Raw genomic sequence first — 19,512 nt, 5'->3', positions numbered from 1 at the left:
CTCCTCATCGCTCGACCCGCAGGGCATGGGCAAGACCGTCACCGATGAAGGACAGCGCGAGGCTCGTCCAGATCACCGCTCCGGCCGGGAACAGGGTCACGCCGTAGTAGCCGCCGGCGAGGAACTGCTGACCGTCGGACATCATCGATCCCCAGTCGGGCGTGGGCGGCACGATGCCGAGACCGAAATAGCTCAGCGTCACGATGACTCCGACGTTCATCACGATGTCGCTCATCGCGTAGACGATCGCCTGGGTCGCGACGTTCGGAGCGATGTGCCGCCACAGGATCCGGGTTGTCGAGATGCCGCCCGCCTCGCAGGCGGACACGAATTCCTTGTTGCGCAGCACCATCGCCTCGCCGCGGACCAGTCGGGCGTATGCCACCCAGGAAACGCAAGTGATGGCCACGAAGATGCTCCATGCCCCGTTGCCCAGCACGAAGACGAGTGCGATGACCAGGATGAAGAACGGAAACGCGGTCACGATGTCGGCCAGTCGCATCATGATCGTGTCGACCCAACCGCCGAAATAGCCTGAGACTATTCCGAATACGACGCCGATGAGGAACGGCGCAATGACTGCGACCACGGCGATCGTCAGGTCGCTGCGAGCGCCGTACACGACGCGGGAGAAGACATCCCGACCGAGGTTGTCGGTGCCGAACCAGTGACTCCCGGACGGCCCGAGGAGTGCATGCAGCGCGTCAGGTTCGGTCGGACTGTGTTGGGTGATCAATGGCGCGAAAACAGCTGCGATCACGAGCAGCCCGAGCATCAGACCGCCGATCCAGAGCTGCAGGTTGTGCCGCCGCATCCAGCCGGGAGCCCACCCGGCAGCTCGGCCGGGCGGCTCGGCGACCGGTGGAGTCACCGCCACTGTGGTCTCACTCGTCGTCATGACAACCTCGCTCTCGGATCGAGCCGCGCGTACACGAGGTCGGTGACGAGGTACACGACGACGACCAACAGCCCGAACACCAGCGTGCAGGCCTGAACCAGCGCATAGTCCCTGTTGAGGATGCCGGTCATCAGCATCGACCCCATGCCGGGTATGGCGAACACCTGCTCGATCACCAGGGCTCCGCTGGCCAATGCACCGACCTGTATGCCGAGGATGCTGACGCCGGATATCGCAGCGTTCCGCAAGACATAACGTCGGCGAATCGGGCCGGTTCCCAAGCCTTTTGATTGTGCGAAGGTGACGTACTCACTGCCGTACGACTCGATCATGGCGGCGCGCAGACCCCGCACGAGCAGGGGAACGATGCTCAACGCGATCGTGAAGGCGGGCAGCACCAGCGCCCACGCCCGGTGACCGATTCCGCTCGGATAGCCGCCGGCCGGGAAGATCGCCACCCGGACGCCGAGGAACAGGATGAGCATGCTGCCGATGAAGAAGGTCGGCGAACCCTGCATCACGGCGTTGAAGATGCGGACCGCGAAGGCGGCCCATCCATTGGGCTTGGTCGCGCTGCGGGATGCGAGCGGGACGGAGATGAGCGCCGCGAGGATCGCGCTGAGCACGATCAGGATCAAGGTCACCGGCAGCCGTTGCGCCATCAGCGAGGTGATCGAGGAGTGGTAGTAGAACGACGTGCCGAGATCGCCCCGGGCCAATTGCCCGAGATACGACAGGTACTGCATCGGCAGGCTCTGGTCCAGACCCCATTGGTGCCGCAGGGCGGCGACCGAGGCGGCATCCGCCTTCTCCCCCAACGCTGTTCGCGCCGGGTCACCCGGCGCCAGGTGCATCAGGATGAAGGAGATCGTGACGACTCCCCACACGACGGGTATGGCGAGCAACAAGCGCCGCACGAGCCACCGCAACACAGAACACTCCTTTCGCTCGGCTACGGGGCACTACTTGGACAGCCACGCCTTCTCGAGGAAGTAGTTCCCGGTCGCGCCGGGCTTGAAGCCGCCGACCTTGCTGGAGTAGGAGTAGATGCCGGGCACGTAGAACAGCGGGATGTACGGCACGTTCTCGTTGATGATCTCCTGCATCTGGTCGTAGGCCTTCTTGCGCGTCGCCTGGTCCGAGGCACTGCTGGCCGACGCAGCGAGCTTGTCCATCTGCGCGTTCTGGAACCACGTGTAGACCGTGTGCACGCCACCGCTGAAAGTGCCTGCGAATCGAGCGATCTCGTCCGGGTCGACGATGTCGGTCGTGTAGAGACCGAACGCCATGTCGTAGTTCCCAGCGTGCTTCGCCGTCACGATCGCGGACGGGTCGAGGGTCTTGATCTTCACCTTGATGCCGATCTTGGCGAGGTTGCTCTGCACCAGCTGCGCCTCGCTCGAGGCTCCCTGCGACCCGGACGCGATGGTGATCGTCGTGGTGAACCCGTTGGGTTTGCTCGACTTCGCCAGCGCTGCCTTGGCTGCCTTCAGGTCGAAGGCGGTCGGTTTGATCGACGAGTTGTGCGCCCAGCTGGTCGGTGACAGGTAGGAGCCCGCGATGGTGCCGTGACCGTTGTAGACCGCCTTCAGGATGGCTTCCTTGTCGATCGCGAGCCGGATCGCCTTACGCACATTGATGTCGTTCAGTGGTGCGTGCTTGGTGTTCATCCCCAGGTAGTCGACCTCGCTGGAGGGGAACGTGCTCACCTTCAGCGTGGGCTGCTTCTGCAAGGTGGCGATGCTGGAACTCGGTGGGTACTCGTTGATCTGGATCTGCCCACTGCTCAGCTGAGTGCCTCGGGTGTTGCTGTCCGGGACGACCGTGAAGTTCACCGAGTCGAGACGGGGAGTGTCCTTGCGCCAGTAGCCGGCGTTCTTGACGATCTTGAGACTGCTTCCCTTCGTCCAGCTCTGGAACGTGAACGGCCCCGAACCCACCGGGTGGGCGGCGAACGCCTGCGCCGACTTGCCGCCGTAGTTCTTCGGCACGATCGAGTTCGCGTAGAGCGCCAGGTCCGCGGGAAGCGGCGCCCACGGTGTGTCGGTGTGGAAGACGACGGTGTGGGCATCCGGCGTGTCCATCTTGGTGATGATCGAGTCGATGAACGAGAACGGAGCATCCTTCTTCTGGTTCTGCTCGATCGAGAACTTCACGTCTGCCGAGGTCACCGGCTGCCCGTTGGTGAACTTCGCGTCCTTGCGCATGTGGAAGGTCCAGCTGAGCTTGTCCGCTGACTGCTTCCACGAGGTCGCCAGGGAGGGCTGCACCCCCTTGCCGTTCTGGGCCGGCACCGTCAGCGTGTCGTAGATCTCCTCGATGATCCAGATCGAGGCGTTGTCCGTGGGTACCGACGGCAGCAGGCTGGTCGCCTCATCCGCCCGGGCCATCACCAGATTCCCGCCGGTCGTCGGTTTCCCGGCACTGCCACCACCGGACGACCCGGACGAGCACGCTGCCAAGGATGCGGCAGCCGCCACGACCACCACGCTGTTCAGGGTCTTCCTGCGTGTCATGAAGGTCCGCTCCTGTCAGGGAATCATGAGGTGCGCCGAGACGAGAGCTGCGTTTCCGCACTCACTCAGCTGCGTCGGGCAGGAGCCAGAGTAGGTGCGGATCTCGTGCAGCCGGGCTGGTCATCAGCACGAAAGTTCGGCGCGAACTTGGTGCGGTTGAACGGTTTTCGACAGCCCTTCAGCCACTAGCTTCGGGATGCCCGCGCCGGCGACTGCGCCCGCGCGCCATCCCCGATACGAAGGAGCACCCGGTCGAGATGTCGAACGAGACGATCCGGATCCCGCTCGAGACAGGGCTCGACGCCTTCTTCGCGCAGCATGTCGCGGCGGGCATGTACAAGGGACTCGCGTACGGCATCACCGGCCCGTCCGGGCTGCGACATGCTGCCGGGTTCGGCGTGGTGACCGATGAGGGACTCGTGCCGGACGCCGACACCGTTTTCCCCATCGCTTCGATGTCCAAGAGCTTCATCGCCTGCGCGGCGCTGATCGCGCGGGACCGCGGACTGCTCTCCCTGGACGATCCGGTCACGACATACTTCCCGCAGTTCGTCGCGTCCGGAACGTTCGAGGATCCCTGCGAACCCCCGACCCTCGGCATGCTCTTGTCGATGTCGGGCGGGCTGACCGAGGACAACTCGTGGGTCGACCCGTTCATCGACGCGTCCGAGGACGTGCTGCTCGATCACATCAGCAAGGGACTGCGGTACAGCCATGTCCCCGGAGCGGTCTACGAGTATTCGAATCTCGGCTACACACTCGCCGGACTCGCGGTCGGCAAGGCCGTCGGCGCCCGGATCGAGGACTTCGTCCGCGCCGAGATCTTCACGCCTCTCGGGCTGACCTCCACCTGCTTCGACAACGCCGCCCCTGCCGACATCAGTCGCGCCACCGGCTACCACCTGGACGCCGAAGGCGCCTGGGTCGGCTACCCCTCCGTGGCATCCGTGGCGTTCGCAGCAGCCGGCGGCATCATGAGCACGATTTCGGACCTGTCCCGCTGGGTCACGTGGTTGGGTGCCGCGTTCCGCGCCCCGGACGACAACGACACCCCGATCCTGCGGCGCTCCTCACGACGGGAGATGCAGCGGCTGCACATCCTGGACACCCCGTCCCTGTCCCTGGGACCGGACGGCGAACTCCGGCCGTCGATGGCCGGCTACGGGCTCGGGCTGCGCATCGACGTCGACCTCCGGCACGGGACCATCGTCGGCCATGGCGGTGGGCTGCCCGGATTCAGTCTCTACATGTGCTGGCACCCCAACTCCGGACAGGGCATCGTCGCGCTCACCAACAGTCATCGTGGCAGCGCCGGCACGCTGTGCTCGACAGCTCTCGGCCGGCTTCTGTCGTATGACGACACCCCCGCCGAAACCATCCGATTGTGGCCGGAGACAACGCAATTGCGAGATGCTACCGAGCGACTGGTACGCGACTGGAACGACGACCTGGCGGCGGAGATATTCGCCCCGAACATCGACTTCGATCGCTCGCTGACAGAACGGCGCGCGGAGATCGACCGGCTCGTCGCGGAGGTCGGACCCCTCGCCGCGCCGCGTCCGGGTGCGGCGGTCGTCTCGGCCGCGACCGCCGCCGATGTCACCTGGTCGATTCCTGGCGAGGGTGGCGAGCTGCTCTGCATGATCCACCTGACGCCGGTGGAGCCGGCGCAGATCCAGGAGTTCGTGATCCGTGCCGTGCCCGCGGGCCGGCCGCGGGCGGCGGCGCCGGTGGACATCTCGCCGCGGCGGGCCAACCTGGGTGACAGTGCCCTCACGCCGCTCTGGAAGGTGAGTGTCGAGATCGACTGACGCGGCCGAGCCTGCTCAGCAGACGAGCCGCTCCACCCGGAACCGTTCGAGCTGCTCGACCTCCGGTGGCGTGCACAGGCCGGGGCCCTCAGGCACCGCGATGTGACCGTTGACCATCTCGATCGGCGTGGTGAGATCCTCCCGGTAGAAGCGATTCGACGCCGAAACATCACCGACGAGCGTGAACCCGGGGAGCGCTGCCAGGGCGACGTTGGCGGCGCGACCGATCCCGGTCTCGAGCATCCCACCGCACCAGACCCCCACGCCGTGAGCACGGGCGAGATCGTGGATCCGGCGTGCTTCGAGATAGCCACCGACTCGGCCAGGTTTGATGTTGATGATCGCGGTGGCGCCGAGTGCGATGGCACTGGCCGCGGACTCCGCGGAGACGACCGATTCGTCGAGGCACATCGGCGTGCGCATCATCCGGCTGAGCCGGGAGTGCTGGTAGAGGTCGTCCTCGGCCAGTGGCTGCTCGATCAGCAGCAGGTCGAACTCGTCGAGTGCTCGCAGGTGGGCCGCGTCGGAGAGGGTGTATGCCGCATTCGCATCGACCTGCAGTGGGATCGACCCGAACTGTGCCCGAACCGCGCGGACCGGTTCGACATCCCAGCCGGGCCGGATCTTGAGTTTGATACGCCGATAGCCGTCGTCGAGATATCCGCCGACCGCGTCGAGCAGTTCGCTCACCGTGTCGTGGATGCCGACCGAGACACCACACGGCACATGGGTCCGGGTGACACCGAGATATCGCGCGAAGCTTGTTCCGGATGCTCGCAGTTGGGCATCCAGCACCGCCATCTCGAGCGCCGCCTTGGCCATCCGATGTCCGACGACCGGAGCAAGCGAATCCGCCACCGTCTCCGCGGTTACCTCGTCCCGCAACCGCGGCAGGAGGAAGCGGGTCAGGACGTCGACGACGGCCGCGACATACTCGCTCGAATAGTCCGGCGCCGCGAGCGCTACACACTCCGCCCAGCCCGTGACCGAGGTGCCCGCGACCTCCGCCTCGAGTTCGAGGACGAGCACGGTGCGTTCGGTCTGGGTCGAGAACGAGGTCGTGAACGGAGCGACCAGCGGCATGCGGACGGTGTGCACGGTGAGTCGAGAGATCTTCATCCGGGAGCCTTCGTGAGTAGGTAGAACCCTGCCGGGTCGAATCCAGTGACGCCCCAGCCCTGCTGGAGCAGTTCGGTGAACGCGTCCCCCGTCGCGTGCCGCCATCGGTCGGCGAGCTCAGGGTCGTGCGACCGCAACGCCGCGATGTCATCGGGTATGGCGAGCCGACACGCCACCGCTTCCGCCGGCAGCTCCACGAACACGGGTTCGCGGGCGCGCCCGACCTCCAGGACCGGTCGCACCTCGCCGTTGTCGGCCGGTTCGGTCGGCGGCCAGCGCGTGAGATCCCAGTGCACGACCATCCGGTCGCTGCGCTGGCCCTCGTTGAGGCCGTCAGTCATCTCGCCGTAGAAATCCGGGATGTAGTCGACAGCAGCTGCGCCGAGCCGCCCGAGGTTGAAATAGGCGTTGCGCGCCACCAGCGGGTCGTAGGTCCAGGAGATCGCGGCGAGCCCACGACGCAACGCCCACGCCCGTTGATGCAGCTTGAGCGCCGTGCCGATCCCGTGCCCGGAGTTCGACGGGCGCACTCCGGCGATGTGCGAGTGAAGTCCGGACTGCATCGGCGGGGTGCAGAAGCCGACGCAGACCCCGACGAGCTCCTGTTGCGCGAACGCGCCCGCGACGTAGTTGTCGGCGTGCAGCAGGGCGATCAGCAGACTCGCCTCGATGGGTGGGCGCCCGCTGCCGGACGCCCATATCTCCGTGAGTAATTCGCACGCATCCGGGGTCTCGTCCACATAGAGCCGACGTATGTCGACCTGGCCGGCCCGGGCGTGCGCGACTGCAACGCGGCGCGCCGCATCCACCGCCGCACTACTGGATGACATCGGCTTCCCGGCTCTCCCCGTGCAACAGACGGCGGATCAGGGCCGCGAGCAACTCGGTTCTCGGCACGATGTGCTCGACCAGAACGTGTTCGTGCTCGGCGTGCGCCCCGTCGCCCACGGCACCGAGCCCGTCCAGGGTGGGGACGCCGATGCCCGCGGTGAAGTTGCCGTCCGACGCACCGCCGACGGACATGGTCGACAACTGGTCGATCCCGACGGTGGGTGCCAGGTCCTGCGCGATCCGCGCCAACCTCGTCGACGAATCCCGTTGCAATGGGGGCCTGTTCGGTCCCCCACGCACCTCGATGCCGGCCGTCGGCACCTGCGCGGTGAGGCCGCGCATCGCACGGTCCACCCGCTGCTGTTCCGAGTCGGTCCACATCCGCGCGTCAACGGAGAGCGCGGCATGTGCGGGCACTGTGTTGGTCGTCGTACCCGCCCGGAGCACGGTCGGCGTGACGGTCGTCCCCCGGTCCGTGTCGCCCAGTGCCAGCACCGCATGAACCTGGTGGGCGATCTCGACCGCGGCATTGACGCCTGCCTCCGGCTCGAGTCCGGCGTGCGCCGCGCGACCGGTCACCTCGACGTCATACAACGAGACGCCCTTGCGACCCACCTTGAGCGCACCGCCCGGCCCCGACGCCTCGAGCACCAGTGCAGCGACACAACCGGCTGCTTCCTCCTCGATCAGCGACCGGGAGGTCGGCGAACCGATCTCTTCGTCACCGGTGACGAGAAGCGTTGTGCCATCGATGGATTCGCCATCAGCAAGCAGCCCGGCCAACGCATGGAAGGCCTGCACGAGGCCGGTCTTCATGTCGAAGCACCCTGGCCCGCGCAGCACTCCCGACTGTATGGCGAACGGGATTCTCTCGAGGGTGCCCTGCGGCCAGACCGTGTCATGGTGCGCCAGCAGCACGACACGAGCCGGTCGGCGGCCGAACCGCCAGCGCAGGTGACTGCAGCCCTCGATCGCGATGCGGTCGGCCTCGGCTCCGAGCCGTTCCCGGCCGATCCGTGCGACGAGATCCGCACTCCTGGCGATCGCAGCCTGATCGACGGACGGTGACTCGCACTCGACCAATTCGCGGACGTCGTGCAGCATCTCGGGGAGCCGGTCCGGTCGGGCCGTGTGCGTCTCGGTCACTCGGTCAGCATCGAACATGCGGCGACGGCATTCCTCATGCGAACAGACGAACTTCGCAGCAGCGGTTGTCCGCTCGAACGAAGCGGACCCTCTCGCCCGACGGGCGGTCAGGCGGTCAGCCGGAACTGGAGCATGAGTCGGAACCTGACCTCTGGATCGGTCAGGTCCACCCCGGTGAGGTCGACGACCCGGCTCAGCCGGTAGCGGAAGGTGTTCTTGTGGACATGCAGTGCCGTCGCGGCAGTGCCGACATCACCGAAATGATCGAGCCAGGCACGCAACGTCTCCTCGAGGGCGGACTGGTGCCGCTCGTCATACGTGCGCAGCGCGGCGATCGGCCCGGAGAGTGTGCTCCCCTCTCGACTCATCAGATCCGTCAGTCGCATCAGCAGACCCTGCACCTGCACATCCTGCGCGAGTACGACGCGGTCCGGGGAGTCCGGCGTGGACCGCAGCACGCGCAACGCGAGGTCGGCATCCCGACGCGACCCGTCCAGCGCTGCGACCGACCCGGCGATCGTGCCGATCCCGACGACCACGCGATCGCAGTCCCGTCCCGCCCGGCGGGAGAACTCCCCCGCGAGGCGACGCACTTGTCCCAGATCGACGGGCCGCTGTTCGTCCGCCGGCACCACGGCGTACACGGTGTCGTCGACCGCAGCGGCCAGTGCATCCGGGATCTCCGAATGCAGCAACATACGCAACGCCCCGGCGAGCCGTTCCAACTCCGCCGACGTGGCAGCGTCATCGGCTGTCTCGTCCCGCACACCGACAGCGATCACGCAGCCACCGGTCACCGTATGCCGCATCTTGGCCACCGCCTGTTGAGCGGCCGTCCCGCCCTCGATCAGGGCGCCCACGGCCGCCGCCCGCCACCGGCTGGAAGCATCGGCCGCCAGCCGATTCCGCAACATCGCGATCGCCGCAGTGCTGGCCGCCTCCCGCATGGCCGCCGCCCGTTGATCCGACAACGGATTGTCGACCACGGCCCAGATCGATCCGAGGACCTCGTCGCCGGCGCAGATCCGAACCGCCGATCGCGGTCGAATCCCGTCGCCGATCGACCCGATGTAGATGGGTTCGTTCGAGGCGTAGAGGCGGCGGAAGGCCCCGCGTTCGATCAGCCGGTCGTTGTAGCGGCGGGGCACCTGCTGTCCGAGCACGCTTGCCTTGCGCGCCTCGTCGGCATCGCCCTGGTCCGCGGAGAAGGCAAGGATGTGCGATCCGATGTCTTCGACCGTCACAGGTGCACTCAACAGATCGGACAAAGCATTCGCCACCTCGAACAGGTCCAGACCATCGTGCGCGGGCGTCATGGCATCGATACCGTCGTGTCGTCTGCTGTCGAGGATGCCGGCGATCTGGATCCAGGAGGCTCCTCGAACGAGACCGAGCAGGACCACGCCGCCATCTCGCACCTGCTCGGTGATCCGTTCGGTCACGGTGACCGGCTCACGTACCACCAGGGCGGCCGCGTGGTCCTCGGCCAACCGTTGCAACAACGCCTCCACCGCGTCAGGACCCTGCACCCCGATGCCGAGCACGATCGCATCCTCCGGAATCTCCGGTGGATCAGTGGGATCGAACAGCACGACGCCGGAGGTGTGCCTCTCGCGATCGAGCGCCCCGGCGTGCGTCGTGAGCAGGGTCAGCCCCAATCGCTCAACGATGGTGCCGAGCGTGGTGTGGTCAGACATCGACGGCCCTCCCGGGAACGGGCCGGCCCATTCGGACGTGCAGGATCGGGTGTTCTGCAAGATCGGGCGTCGCGGCGGCCGGCGGACAATGTGGTGTCCCGATCGTCTGCCATTCCCGGCGCCGCTGCAGCGAATAACGCCGCCGCGCTCACATCGCAAACCGGGTTGTCCGGTCGGAGCCCGTCGTTCGCACGAACGAACGTGCCCGGCGACCAGTTTGGTCGCCGGGCACGTTCGGAGCGGCGGAGCCGCGGACAGCCGGGTGGTTACTGGACCTGGATGACCGGCGAGAGCACGGTGCCATCGGGCGGCGTGCAGGTGCCGGCGATGGTCGATCCGTCGAACGCTCCACCGTGAGCTGTCAGACTGATGTCGAACGGCTTCAGGGTGACCAGAATCGATCCGGCGCTCGCACCGGCGGTCTCGGCTGCGCCGGTGCCGGTGGCGGTCGTGGTGAGGCCGCCGGTGCCCGCCGGGTCGACGGTCGTGGTCGGGACGGTCAGCGTCGCCGTCCGGTCGCCCGGGTTCACGACGGCACCCGACACCGTGTAGGGCGCGGTGCTGGTGCCGTCGAGCGAGGTCACGCCAAGCTGTCGCAGCAGGCCGCCCGACTGGGCGTCGGTGGTGACGGTTGCCGTGAGCGTCGGTGCCGGCAGCGCGTCGCCGGGCGCAGCGCTCGTCGGCGTCGTGGCGGTGAGGGTGAGCGTCCAGGTGGCGGTCAGCGGAACCGGGCTGGTCAGCGAGCAACTCACGGAGACGGGCCCGACGCTGGACTGGCCGGGAACGACACTCGCGCTCGCGGCGGGAGCGGCAGCAGCGGTGGCGATGACGGGCACCGACCAGGCGGCGCCCTTGGCCAGAGTACGGCGGGAAACCTGAGTCTTGCGGGTCTCGAGCTGAGACATGAAGCCCTCCTCGGGCGGGAAGTGTTGGAGACGCCTTAACTCATGTATGAGATCAGGCTCACACGTTTATACCCGAGTAAGTTACCGAAAAGTATCGGATCCACAGGATTGGGTAAATTCAACCCAGAAAGGACTAGGAAGGGTCAAGAATTCGCAAAACGGCGCGCGCGCCGGCAGCACCGAGCGGGCCGTGAGAAGGCGGAGCGGAAGACATGGCCGGCGACCGCCCCGACCACTCCAGCAGTACGACAAGCCGACGGCGCCGGGACGACGACCGGCGCGGTCGGCGGGATGAGCGAGCGCGAGCCATCCTGCCAACCGGGCCGTGAGAAGGCGGAGCACAAGACGTGGCCGGCGACCGCCCCGACCACTCCAGCAGTACGACGAGCCGACGGCGCCGGAGACGACGACCGGCGCGGTTGGCGGGATGAGCGAGCCCGCGAGCCATCCCGCCAACCACGCCGCGAGGAGTCGGAGCAGATGACATGGCAAAGCCGGCCGCGGTAAGCCGCGACCGGCTTTGCGATCGGACCGCCACTGAGGGGCGGCTGGTGGGCGTTCATCGACGTGGTGAGGTCGGCGGGGGAAGCACACGACTCACGTGTTTGCTTCGCCTGGCCGCCATCTGCCCTGTCGGTGGGCGCGGTCGGGTCGGTTCGACCCGCAGCAACTGGAACATGGTGGAAGCTCTTTCGGGATGGGTATCCCGACATGACCGGTGTTGCCCGGAAGGGACACACCGGCCATGCGGCATACCGGTGTCATGAAGTCGAATTGTGTTGGTACGCATGGAGATCACGCGGCCACGGTCTGCTTGCGCGGCCGACCACGCGGCCGCTTGCGCGGAATGACGACGCCCTGGGCGAACAACTCGCCGCCCCAGACTCCCCACGGCTCCGAGCGGTCCTTCGCCCCGGCCAGGCACTGGGCCTGCAGGGGGCAGCTGGCGCACAGCGCCTTGGCGAACTCGACGTCCTCCGGGCGCTCTGCGAACCACAGCTCGGGGTCGTTCTGGTGGCAGGGCAACTGCTCGCCGCATTCAGCAGCCAGGCCGGTCGCGTCTATCAGATCGGTCAACATCATCGGTGGCACCTCCTTGTCGCGGTGACCCCTGGTGCGGGGCCCCTCCTGCTCGGTCTGCGCGTGGTTCGCGCCGGCCGGTCGTTCCCTGATGGTGTTCGGCATGGAGTTCGGTCTTCCTTCTGGTGGTGGAAGCCCGCGACACAAAAAGGCCGCGGACCCTGGTGTCGGGTTCCGCGGCCTTGAAAGGACCGTTACGTCTGAGTCAGACGGGTGGCCTTGCAAGGAGGGAACACCGGACACCGCCGGCAAACTTGGAGTTGTAGGACTTGACTTCGCGCGTGCCACCCAGATCGGTGGCGCCCATCGCGGCGGCGGAGCTGCGATCGACGGAGCGCTCGCGCACGACGAAGCCATTGACACTTCCGGCGGCGAACGCACTGATCCCCTGGACCCGACCGCGGGCGGCAGCGAGGTGAACACTCGTCATCATCGGAAGGGCAGGCGTCATCGCGGCGTGCTCGTCACACGGCTGCGTCATCTGAATGTTTCCCATTTCGCCAACCCCTCCTCTCGCTCTCGCGGACCTCGTCGCGCCGCCTGGGCGCGCGAGCTGAACATCCAACAGGCTACGGGGTGCCCATGTACCCCGGCAACTGAATTAACGAGAATTTTTTGCAGGAAACTGTGGCGACTCGAAAAGTATTGCGTGCCAACGGGATTCGCCTGCAGAAAAATTCGGACGACGGGCGTATCGCCGACCTCCGACAGCGTCACGCACTGTCTTGCCCCGCCAAGCACTCGGCAGCGGCCGACACCGGGTCGGCTCCGTCCAGCACCGCCAGCACCGCGTCGCCGTAGGTGTCCCGCTTGTGCTTGCCGACTCCGGACACCCCGGCGAGGCCCGCGACGTCACGGGGACGGCTCTCGGCTATCGCGATCAATGTCGCGTCGGTGAACACCACGAACGCCGGCACCTTGGAGCGCATCGCAACTTCGAGACGCCACGCGCGCAGCGCCTCGAACTGCGCCTCGTCGTATGTCGCCGGGCAGTCCGTGCACCGGCCGATCTTGCGCTCGGCAGCGGTGTCCAACGTGGTGCCGCACGTCCGACAGGTCTTCGGCTTGGCGGCCTTCTTGGGCGCCGGACCGGACCGGGCCTTCGGCGCGCTGCGGGCACCCGGCCCGAGCACCGGCGCGGCCGCATCGAGGAACCGGGAGGGCCGACGGGACGCACGGCCGCCGGGATTACGTGCCGCGGCCCAGCTCAGCAGCAGGTGCTTGCGAGCGCGAGTCAGGCCGACATACAGCAGCCGGCGCTCCTCCTCGATCGCCTGTGGACCCTCCGCCATCGAGATCGGCAGCAGGCCGTCCGAACACCCGATGAGCAGCACGGCATCCCACTCCAGGCCCTTCGCCGCGTGCAACGACGCCAGCGTGACGCCCTCGACCGTCGGTGCGTGCTGCTCGGCCGCGCGCCGATCCAACTCGGCGACCAACTCCCGCAACCGGAAGTCCTCGTCGTTGCCACCGAGGTCGTCGGCCAGCTCGACGAGTGCATTCAGCGACTGCCAGCGCTCGAGCACCGCGCCACCTGCTGGACGCTGCGGGGACCAGCCCGCAGCCGTCACGATGTCGCTCACCAGCTTGCCGAGCTCGATGCTGCCGTCATCGGTCCGGACGGCACCTCGCAGTAATACCAGTGCTTTTCGCACTTCGTCCCGCTGGAAGAACCGCTCGCCACCACGCACCAGATAGGGAATGCCGGCGGCGGACAGCGCCTGCTCCACCGCCTCGCTCTGCGCGTTGATCCGGTAGAGAACCGCGATCTCACTGGCCGGCACGCCCTGCTTCAACAGCTTGGCCACCTGCTGTGCGACGCATGACGCCTCGGCATCGTCGTCGGTCAGCTGGCTGAGCGCCGGGGCCGGGCCGGGCTCGCGTTGCGCCTGCAACTGCACGGTCTCGGCATGCCGCGGGCCGGCCTGCAGCACGAGGTTGGCGAGGTCGACCACCTGCGGAGTGGAGCGGTAGTTGCGCACCAGCCGCACGGTCCGCGTGCCGGGGCGCTTGCCGGCGAAGTCGAGCAGGTGGCGCGGCGAGGCGCCGGTGAACGAATAGATCGTCTGCGCCGGGTCGCCCACCACGCACAGGTCGGGCCGGTCACCGACCCACAGGTCCAGCAATGCCTGCTGGGCCGCGTTGACGTCCTGATATTCGTCCACCACGAAGTGGCGGTATTGCCCGCGCACCGTGGCCGCGATGTCGTCCCGCTCCGCGAGCACCCCGGCCATCAGCAGGATCACGTCCTCGAAGTCGATGACGTCCCGGGCGGACTTGACCTCCTCGTAGGTCTCCCAGAGCCGGGCCATCGCGGTGAGGTCCAGCTCCGCGGGTGAACGCCCGGCCCGGGCGGCAGCCGCCCGATAGGTCTCCGGCGTCAGCATCGACACCTTGGCCCACTCGATCTCGGCCGCCAGGTCACGAATCACCACGCGGTCCAGCTGCAGCCGCAGCCGTGCTCCGGCCTCACCGACGACCGGTGCCTTGTGCTTGAGGATCTGCGGGAGCGGGCCGCCGATCGCCTGCGGCCAGAAATAGCGCAGCTGCCGCAGGGCCGCCGCGTGGAACGTGCGGGCCTGGACCGTCGGCAGGCCGAGGCCGCGCAGCCGCGTGCGCATCTCCCCCGCCGCCCGAGCCGTGAACGTCACCGCCAACACTCGATCGGAGCGATAGGCGCCGGAATGCACGCCATACGCGATCCGGTGCGTGATGGCGCGCGTCTTGCCGGTGCCGGCACCGGCGAGCACGCACATCGGCCCGAGCGGGTTGCTCGCGACCTCCCGTTGCTCCGGGTCCAGCCCGGCGAGGACGTCTTCGGGGTTCAGTGTCATCGGGCCTGCCGCAGGGACACGCCATCGTCGGGCTGGTCGATCGGCCCGCCGTACCAGTGCTCGATGAGGTGCCGCGCGATCGACAACCGCGCCGACAACCGCACCTCGCCGCTCGCGACGGCGGCGGCCAGCTCGGGTCGGGTGAACCAGCGGGCCGCGGCGATCTCCTCCGGGTCCAGTGTCAACTCGGTGCTGGTCGCGCGGCAGGTGTAGCCGACCATCAGCGACGAGGGGAACGGCCACGGCTGATCGCCGAGGAACTGCGCGTCCACGACCGGCACACCGACCTCCTCCATGACCTCACGGGCAACGGCGGTCTCGAGCGACTCGCCGGGCTCCACGAAACCAGCCAGCACCGACATCCCGTTGCCGGCGAAGTTGCGGCCACGGCCGAGCAACAGCCGGTCGTCGTCGTCGAGCACCGCCATGATCACCGCCGGATCGGTGCGCGGGTAGTGGTCACGACCGCAGTTGTCGCAGTGGCGCACCCAGCCGGCCTCCGTCACGACGGTCGCGGTGCCGCACTTGGAGCAGAACCCGGTCACTGCGTGCCAGCGACCGATGCCGGTCGCAGTGATCGCAATCGGCGCGTCGTCGGCATGCAATCGCATCCCGAGGTATCGCAGTCCCTCCGCCGGGACCTCGTCATCACCGTCCCGGAGCACCGCCAGCACCTCGCGTCCGGCGATCTCGCCCAAGTAGACGACGAGTTCGTCCTGATCGGCGGGCTCCGGAGCGCGGTAGTGGAGCCGGTTGCCGTCACCGGTGTTGGGAAGCCTGTCGCCATACACGTCCAGCACGGCGGTCGACGGGTCGGCGAGAAGGGCTGGGATCAGTGCGGGGTCACGCCGCCGCAACGTGCGGCGGTCGAGGGAGGAGCTGTCGAGGAGATCGAAACGAGTTTGCGAAGCTGCGGGCACGCCATCCAGGTTATGCGGTCGCTTCGGCTTACCGTGGAGCCGTGCTCCGCAGCCCGTTGAACCTCGCCGCCCTCGCGACCGCCGCCGTCCCACATTTTGCGCCGACGACCGTCCAAGGCAGCTCGACCGCACAGGACGATCGCTTCCAGGTCGCGTTCGTGACAACCGCCGACGGCAAGGAATGGGTGGTGCGCGCCGGCCGCAGCACCGCCGCGGGCGCACAGATGGAGCAGTCCGACGGTCTGCTGCGGTTGCTGGCCAAGCGGGTCCCGTTCGCGGTGCCGCGCATCGAGGGCACCGCCGTGGCGGACGACGGCACCGTGGTGTCCGTCCAGACCCGCCTGCCGGGCAATCCGCTCGTATGGCGCGACCTGCGCCCGGGCTCGGCGATCGCACGCAACATCGGCCAGGCGTTGGCCGCCGTGCACGACACCGATCCGCGCGCCGTCGAGGAGGCCGGCCTGCCGTCATACGACGCCGACGCCTATCGCGCACGCCGGCTGGCCACCCTCGATCGGGCCGCCGCGACCGGTCACGTCCCGGCGGGACTGCTCTCGCGATGGGAGCGCGCCCTGGAGGAGGTCGCGCTCTGGAAGTTCGCGACCTGCACGGTGCACGGGCCACTGGAGGGCGCGCACGTGCTGGTCGACGGCGACGACGTCGTGGCGATGACCGGCTGGGAGCAGGCCGGCGTGTCCGATCCGGCCGCCGATTTCGCGGTGCTGTCGGTGCTCGCAGAGCCGGCCGCGTTCGACACGGTGCTCGAGTCCTACGCCGGTGCCCGGCACGACTCCCTCGACACGCACCTGGAGCGACGTGTTCGGCTGGCGGCCGAACTGCAGCGGGTCAACGCCCTGATGGATGCCGTCACCAGCGACGACAGCGACCTGATCGCGCGCCGCACCGCGGCGTTGAGCCGACTCGACGAGGCGATGCGCGACGACGAATCACTCCTGCCGCCCGCACCCGGACGCCGCAAGCTGCCGGACCCGGCCACGCACGAGCCGGCGCCGCCCACGGTCGACCCCGAGGACATCGAGGTCGTGGAGTTCGAGGACGCCGGGTCCGACGACGAGACCGTCGAGATCCCGGTCGCCCCGCGTGACCGGGCAGCGGAGGAAGCACCGGCCGCGAAGCGGGCGGCCGACCCGGCCACTGCTCCCGAGAGCAGCGCCGACGAGGTCGCTGTCGACGATGAGCCGGAGCCGTCCAGTTACCCGATCGAGGACGATTCGGCAGGGCAGGACGACGGCGACGAGCCCGAGGACCCGTCGCCGAAGGACTCGAGCCAGGATTCGAGCCAGGACACGACACCGGACGATGCGAAGCCCGACACGACCGGGTGAGGCGCGATGAGCGCCTCACCCGGGTATGGACGGTCAGACGTGCGCCGGTTCCCGCTCGGTGCTCTCCGGCTGACGGCTCGGCGCCTGCGATCGCAGCTGTGTCCCCACCAGCCAGGCAGTCACCGCGATGACGCCGGCATTGACACCGATGGCGACCCGTAGCGAGGACAACGACTCCAGTGAGCCGGTCGCGGTCGCGACGGCACTCATGAGCGGAACTCCCATCGCGACGCCGACCTGCTGGGTCATCGTGGCGAGCCCGGTTGCCAGACCCTGCTCGCGGTCCGGCAACCCCGAGGTCGCCGCCACCATGAAGCCGACGATCACACACACGTGACCGATGGCGCCGAGGAACGTCACGGCCGCCAGGACCCACAGCCACGCGGTGGAGGTTCCGAGGGCGACGAGCAGGACGGTGAACACGGCCTGCACGGCGAGTCCGGTCGCGAGGGTGCGACGTACGCCGAACGCTCCGATCACCCGCGAGCCGGCGGATCCACCGATGATCGCGCCCAGGCCGATCGCGCCGAGCATCAGACCTGTCTGCAACGGGTTCAGGCCGAGCACGTGCTGCAGATACATCGTCAGCACGAACACCAGCGAGCTCTCCATCGAGAACGTCACGAAGCCCGCGACGTTGCCCCAGCCGATGGTGCGCCGGGTGAGGATCGCGGTCGGAACCAGCGGGTGCTCGTGCCGCTGTTCCGCACGCCAGAACGCCCACAGGAGGATGGCCGAGGTCACGAGCGAAGCCACCGCCCACGGGTCCCCGGCGCCTTCCTCGCCGGCGCGGGTGACGCCGTACACGAGCGCGAGGAGGCCGGTCGTCACCAGGATCGAGCCGGGTATGTCGAGCCGGGACTTCTCGCGGGCGGCGGTGTCACTGAGCACGCTCGGTGCGACCGCGAGGACCAGCGCTGCGATCGGCACGTTGACCAGGAACGCCCATCGCCAGGACAACAAATCGGTCAGTACACCGCCCAGGATGGCGCCACTCGTGAAGCCCGTCGACATCATCACGCTGTTGAGGCCGAGGGCGCGGGCACGCAACGGACCCTCCGGGAAGGCCGTGGTGAGCAACGACAGGCCCGCCGGCGTGACCGCGGCGGTCGCCAGCCCTTGGACGACGCGCGCGGTGAGCAGGATGGCCGGGTTGCCGGCGAGGCCACCGACGAGCGACGCGAGACCCAGCGCGGCCATGCCGATCAGGAAGATTCGCCGCCGGCCGACGTAGTCGCCGATCCGGCCGAACAGCAGCGTGAACCCGGCGGCGCAGAGCGCGAACGCGGTGGCGATCCATTGCAGGTTCGCCGCCGAGAAGCCCAAGCCGGCGCCGACAGCCGGCAGGGCGACGTTCAGGATGGAGAAGTCGACGGCGAGCATGAATTGCGACGCCAGGAGGAGCACGAGCACCAGCAGCTGCCGTCGGCTCATGGCGGGTGTGGTTGAAGTAGTCACATCAACACCGTCGGCGACCGCGCACGGGCCAGCCAGCTCCCTGAGTTGCCTACCCACCGCGTGGGTACCACTGACAGGGTGAGGTTTCCGCATGGTGGGCGGCGCACAATGGGCGCATGACGACCGAGTTGGGTGAGTTCCTCAAGACCCGTCGCGCCGCGATCAGTCCCGAGGATGTCGGTGTGGTGTCGTACGGCGCACGCCGGGTGCCCGGGCTACGCCGGGAAGAGCTCGCGCATCTTGCAGGGGTGAGCCCGACCTACTACACCCGGCTCGAGCAGTCCGCCTCGCACAACGCTTCCGACGGTGTGATCGACGCCTTGGCCCGCGCTCTCGCGTTGACTCCGAACGAGCACGAACATCTGCGGCGGCTGGCGCGCCCGGCACCCAGTCAGGTGCGCCGCCGGCCGAAGCCGGAGATGCCTCGGCAGGCCGCCGTCTCGATGATCATGGCGATGTCGACACCTGCGCTGATCCTGGACCACTGCAACGACGTGCTCGCCTGGAATCCGTTGGGACACAAGCTGATCGGATATGGCACCTGCTTCGAGCACCCCCAGCAGAAACATCACCGGCCGAACGTCCTGAAGATGTTCTTCCTCGAGCCGGGCGGTCAGGATCTATATGTCGACGCGGATCAGGTCGCCAAGGACATGGTGGCGTTCCTGCGCTACTCGTCGGGCAACAACCCCGAGGACGCCAAGCTGACCGCGCTGGTCGGTGAACTGAGTGTGGGAAGCAACCAGTTCGCCAAACTGTGGGCCAAACACCTGGTGCAGGACTGCGGGTATGGCGTGAAGCGGTTCCAGCATCCGCTGGTCGGCCGGATCGACGTGTCGTTCGAGGTGATGGAGCTCGCGGAGAGCACGCACCGGCTCGCGGTCTATCACGCCGAGCCGGGCACGCCGGCAGCCGACGGGCTCGAGCTCCTGTCGCGCAGTTGACCCGAAG

At 67.8% G+C, this 19,512-nt stretch carries 16 protein-coding genes; 3 read left to right on the top strand and 13 right to left on the bottom strand.

Annotation, left to right across the window (positions count from 1 at the left end):
• Window positions 1-4: 4 nt before the first annotated feature.
• The 3 genes from ACZ50J_RS04920 to ACZ50J_RS04910 are packed head-to-tail and all read right to left on the bottom strand — an operon-like array spanning window position 5 to window position 3,414.
• Entirely contained in the window at window positions 5-898 is an 894-nt protein-coding gene (locus ACZ50J_RS04920) for an ABC transporter permease (RefSeq protein ID WP_464300154.1), read from the bottom strand.
• Entirely contained in the window at window positions 895-1,830 is a 936-nt protein-coding gene (locus tag ACZ50J_RS04915; RefSeq protein WP_464300153.1) for an ABC transporter permease, read from the bottom strand. The genes ACZ50J_RS04920 and ACZ50J_RS04915 overlap by 4 nt, the downstream gene beginning before the upstream one ends.
• A 30-nt stretch (window positions 1,831-1,860) precedes the next feature.
• Entirely contained in the window at window positions 1,861-3,414 is a 1,554-nt protein-coding gene (locus ACZ50J_RS04910; protein ID WP_464300152.1) for an ABC transporter substrate-binding protein, read from the bottom strand.
• A 257-nt stretch (window positions 3,415-3,671) separates the two neighbouring features.
• On the opposite strand from ACZ50J_RS04910, the gene ACZ50J_RS04905 reads away from it, so the two are divergent.
• Entirely contained in the window at window positions 3,672-5,225 is a 1,554-nt protein-coding gene (locus ACZ50J_RS04905) for a serine hydrolase domain-containing protein (protein WP_464300151.1), read from the top strand.
• Between the two features lie 15 nt (window positions 5,226-5,240).
• Here the strand turns inward: ACZ50J_RS04905 and menC are convergent, their stop codons facing one another.
• From menC to nudC, 9 genes are all read right to left on the bottom strand, one after another.
• On the bottom strand, window positions 5,241-6,344 hold the full coding sequence (menC, locus tag ACZ50J_RS04900) for an o-succinylbenzoate synthase (protein WP_464300150.1): 1,104 nt from the start codon (window positions 6,342-6,344) through the stop codon (window positions 5,241-5,243).
• On the bottom strand, window positions 6,341-7,174 hold the full coding sequence (locus tag ACZ50J_RS04895; protein ID WP_464300149.1) for a hypothetical protein: 834 nt from the start codon (window positions 7,172-7,174) through the stop codon (window positions 6,341-6,343). Before ACZ50J_RS04895 ends, menC begins: the two co-directional genes overlap by 4 nt.
• Entirely contained in the window at window positions 7,161-8,321 is a 1,161-nt protein-coding gene (locus ACZ50J_RS04890) for a M20 family metallopeptidase (protein WP_464300148.1), read from the bottom strand. The genes ACZ50J_RS04895 and ACZ50J_RS04890 overlap by 14 nt, the downstream gene beginning before the upstream one ends.
• 107 nt (window positions 8,322-8,428) lie before the next feature.
• Window positions 8,429-10,018, bottom strand: a complete 1,590-nt coding sequence (locus tag ACZ50J_RS04885; RefSeq protein WP_464300147.1) for a PucR family transcriptional regulator — start codon at window positions 10,016-10,018, stop codon at window positions 8,429-8,431.
• A gap of 266 nt (window positions 10,019-10,284) precedes the next feature.
• The gene (locus tag ACZ50J_RS04880) at window positions 10,285-10,923 is read right to left on the bottom strand and encodes a DUF6801 domain-containing protein (RefSeq protein WP_464300146.1); all 639 of its coding nucleotides are present in this window, start codon (window positions 10,921-10,923) and stop codon (window positions 10,285-10,287) included.
• A gap of 795 nt (window positions 10,924-11,718) precedes the next feature.
• A complete protein-coding gene (locus tag ACZ50J_RS04875) occupies window positions 11,719-12,006 on the bottom strand; it encodes a WhiB family transcriptional regulator (protein WP_464301314.1) in 288 nt (95 codons plus the stop codon).
• A gap of 202 nt (window positions 12,007-12,208) precedes the next feature.
• Window positions 12,209-12,499 carry a hypothetical protein gene (locus ACZ50J_RS04870; protein WP_464300145.1) on the bottom strand — a complete coding sequence of 97 codons (291 nt, stop codon included), beginning with the start codon at window positions 12,497-12,499 and terminating at the stop codon, window positions 12,209-12,211.
• A 217-nt stretch (window positions 12,500-12,716) separates the two neighbouring features.
• Window positions 12,717-14,837, bottom strand: coding sequence for an ATP-dependent DNA helicase UvrD2 (locus tag ACZ50J_RS04865; RefSeq protein WP_464300144.1), 2,121 nt, complete (start codon window positions 14,835-14,837; stop codon window positions 12,717-12,719).
• Complete coding sequence (gene nudC / locus ACZ50J_RS04860; RefSeq protein WP_464300143.1) at window positions 14,834-15,757, bottom strand: NAD(+) diphosphatase; 924 nt, start codon at window positions 15,755-15,757, stop codon at window positions 14,834-14,836. Before nudC ends, ACZ50J_RS04865 begins: the two co-directional genes overlap by 4 nt.
• Before the next feature lie 41 nt (window positions 15,758-15,798).
• On the opposite strand from nudC, the gene ACZ50J_RS04855 reads away from it, so the two are divergent.
• Window positions 15,799-17,103, top strand: a complete 1,305-nt coding sequence (locus ACZ50J_RS04855) for a phosphotransferase (protein WP_464300142.1) — start codon at window positions 15,799-15,801, stop codon at window positions 17,101-17,103.
• Between the two features lie 33 nt (window positions 17,104-17,136).
• Here ACZ50J_RS04855 and ACZ50J_RS04850 read toward each other — a convergent pair whose 3' ends face one another.
• Entirely contained in the window at window positions 17,137-18,537 is a 1,401-nt protein-coding gene (locus tag ACZ50J_RS04850) for an MFS transporter (RefSeq protein WP_464300141.1), read from the bottom strand.
• Between the two features lie 140 nt (window positions 18,538-18,677).
• Here ACZ50J_RS04850 and ACZ50J_RS04845 point away from each other — a divergent pair, with 140 nt between their 5' ends.
• Entirely contained in the window at window positions 18,678-19,505 is an 828-nt protein-coding gene (locus tag ACZ50J_RS04845) for a helix-turn-helix transcriptional regulator (protein WP_464300140.1), read from the top strand.
• The last annotated feature ends 7 nt before the right edge of the window (window positions 19,506-19,512 follow it).

This window comes from Flexivirga sp. G2 (genome assembly GCF_055397625.1).
The sequence above is the reverse complement of the archived record's forward strand: the minus strand, read 5'-3'. Positions and strand labels throughout refer to the sequence as shown.

Bases quoted from the DNA above. Each gene is read 5' to 3' on its own strand.
- ACZ50J_RS04920 (WP_464300154.1), bottom strand. From the start codon at position 898: ATGACGACGAGTGAGACCACAGTGGCGGTGACTCCACCGGTCGCCGAG.
- ACZ50J_RS04910 (WP_464300152.1), bottom strand. From the start codon at position 3,414: ATGACACGCAGGAAGACCCTGAACAGCGTGGTGGTCGTGGCGGCTGCC.
- ACZ50J_RS04905 (WP_464300151.1), top strand. From the start codon at position 3,672: ATGTCGAACGAGACGATCCGGATCCCGCTCGAGACAGGGCTCGACGCC.
- menC (WP_464300150.1), bottom strand. From the start codon at position 6,344: ATGAAGATCTCTCGACTCACCGTGCACACCGTCCGCATGCCGCTGGTC.
- ACZ50J_RS04895 (WP_464300149.1), bottom strand. From the start codon at position 7,174: ATGTCATCCAGTAGTGCGGCGGTGGATGCGGCGCGCCGCGTTGCAGTC.
- ACZ50J_RS04885 (WP_464300147.1), bottom strand. From the start codon at position 10,018: ATGTCTGACCACACCACGCTCGGCACCATCGTTGAGCGATTGGGGCTG.
- ACZ50J_RS04880 (WP_464300146.1), bottom strand. From the start codon at position 10,923: ATGTCTCAGCTCGAGACCCGCAAGACTCAGGTTTCCCGCCGTACTCTG.
- ACZ50J_RS04875 (WP_464301314.1), bottom strand. From the start codon at position 12,006: ATGATGTTGACCGATCTGATAGACGCGACCGGCCTGGCTGCTGAATGC.
- ACZ50J_RS04870 (WP_464300145.1), bottom strand. From the start codon at position 12,499: ATGGGAAACATTCAGATGACGCAGCCGTGTGACGAGCACGCCGCGATG.
- ACZ50J_RS04865 (WP_464300144.1), bottom strand. From the start codon at position 14,837: ATGACACTGAACCCCGAAGACGTCCTCGCCGGGCTGGACCCGGAGCAA.
- ACZ50J_RS04850 (WP_464300141.1), bottom strand. From the start codon at position 18,537: ATGAGCCGACGGCAGCTGCTGGTGCTCGTGCTCCTCCTGGCGTCGCAA.
- ACZ50J_RS04845 (WP_464300140.1), top strand. From the start codon at position 18,678: ATGACGACCGAGTTGGGTGAGTTCCTCAAGACCCGTCGCGCCGCGATC.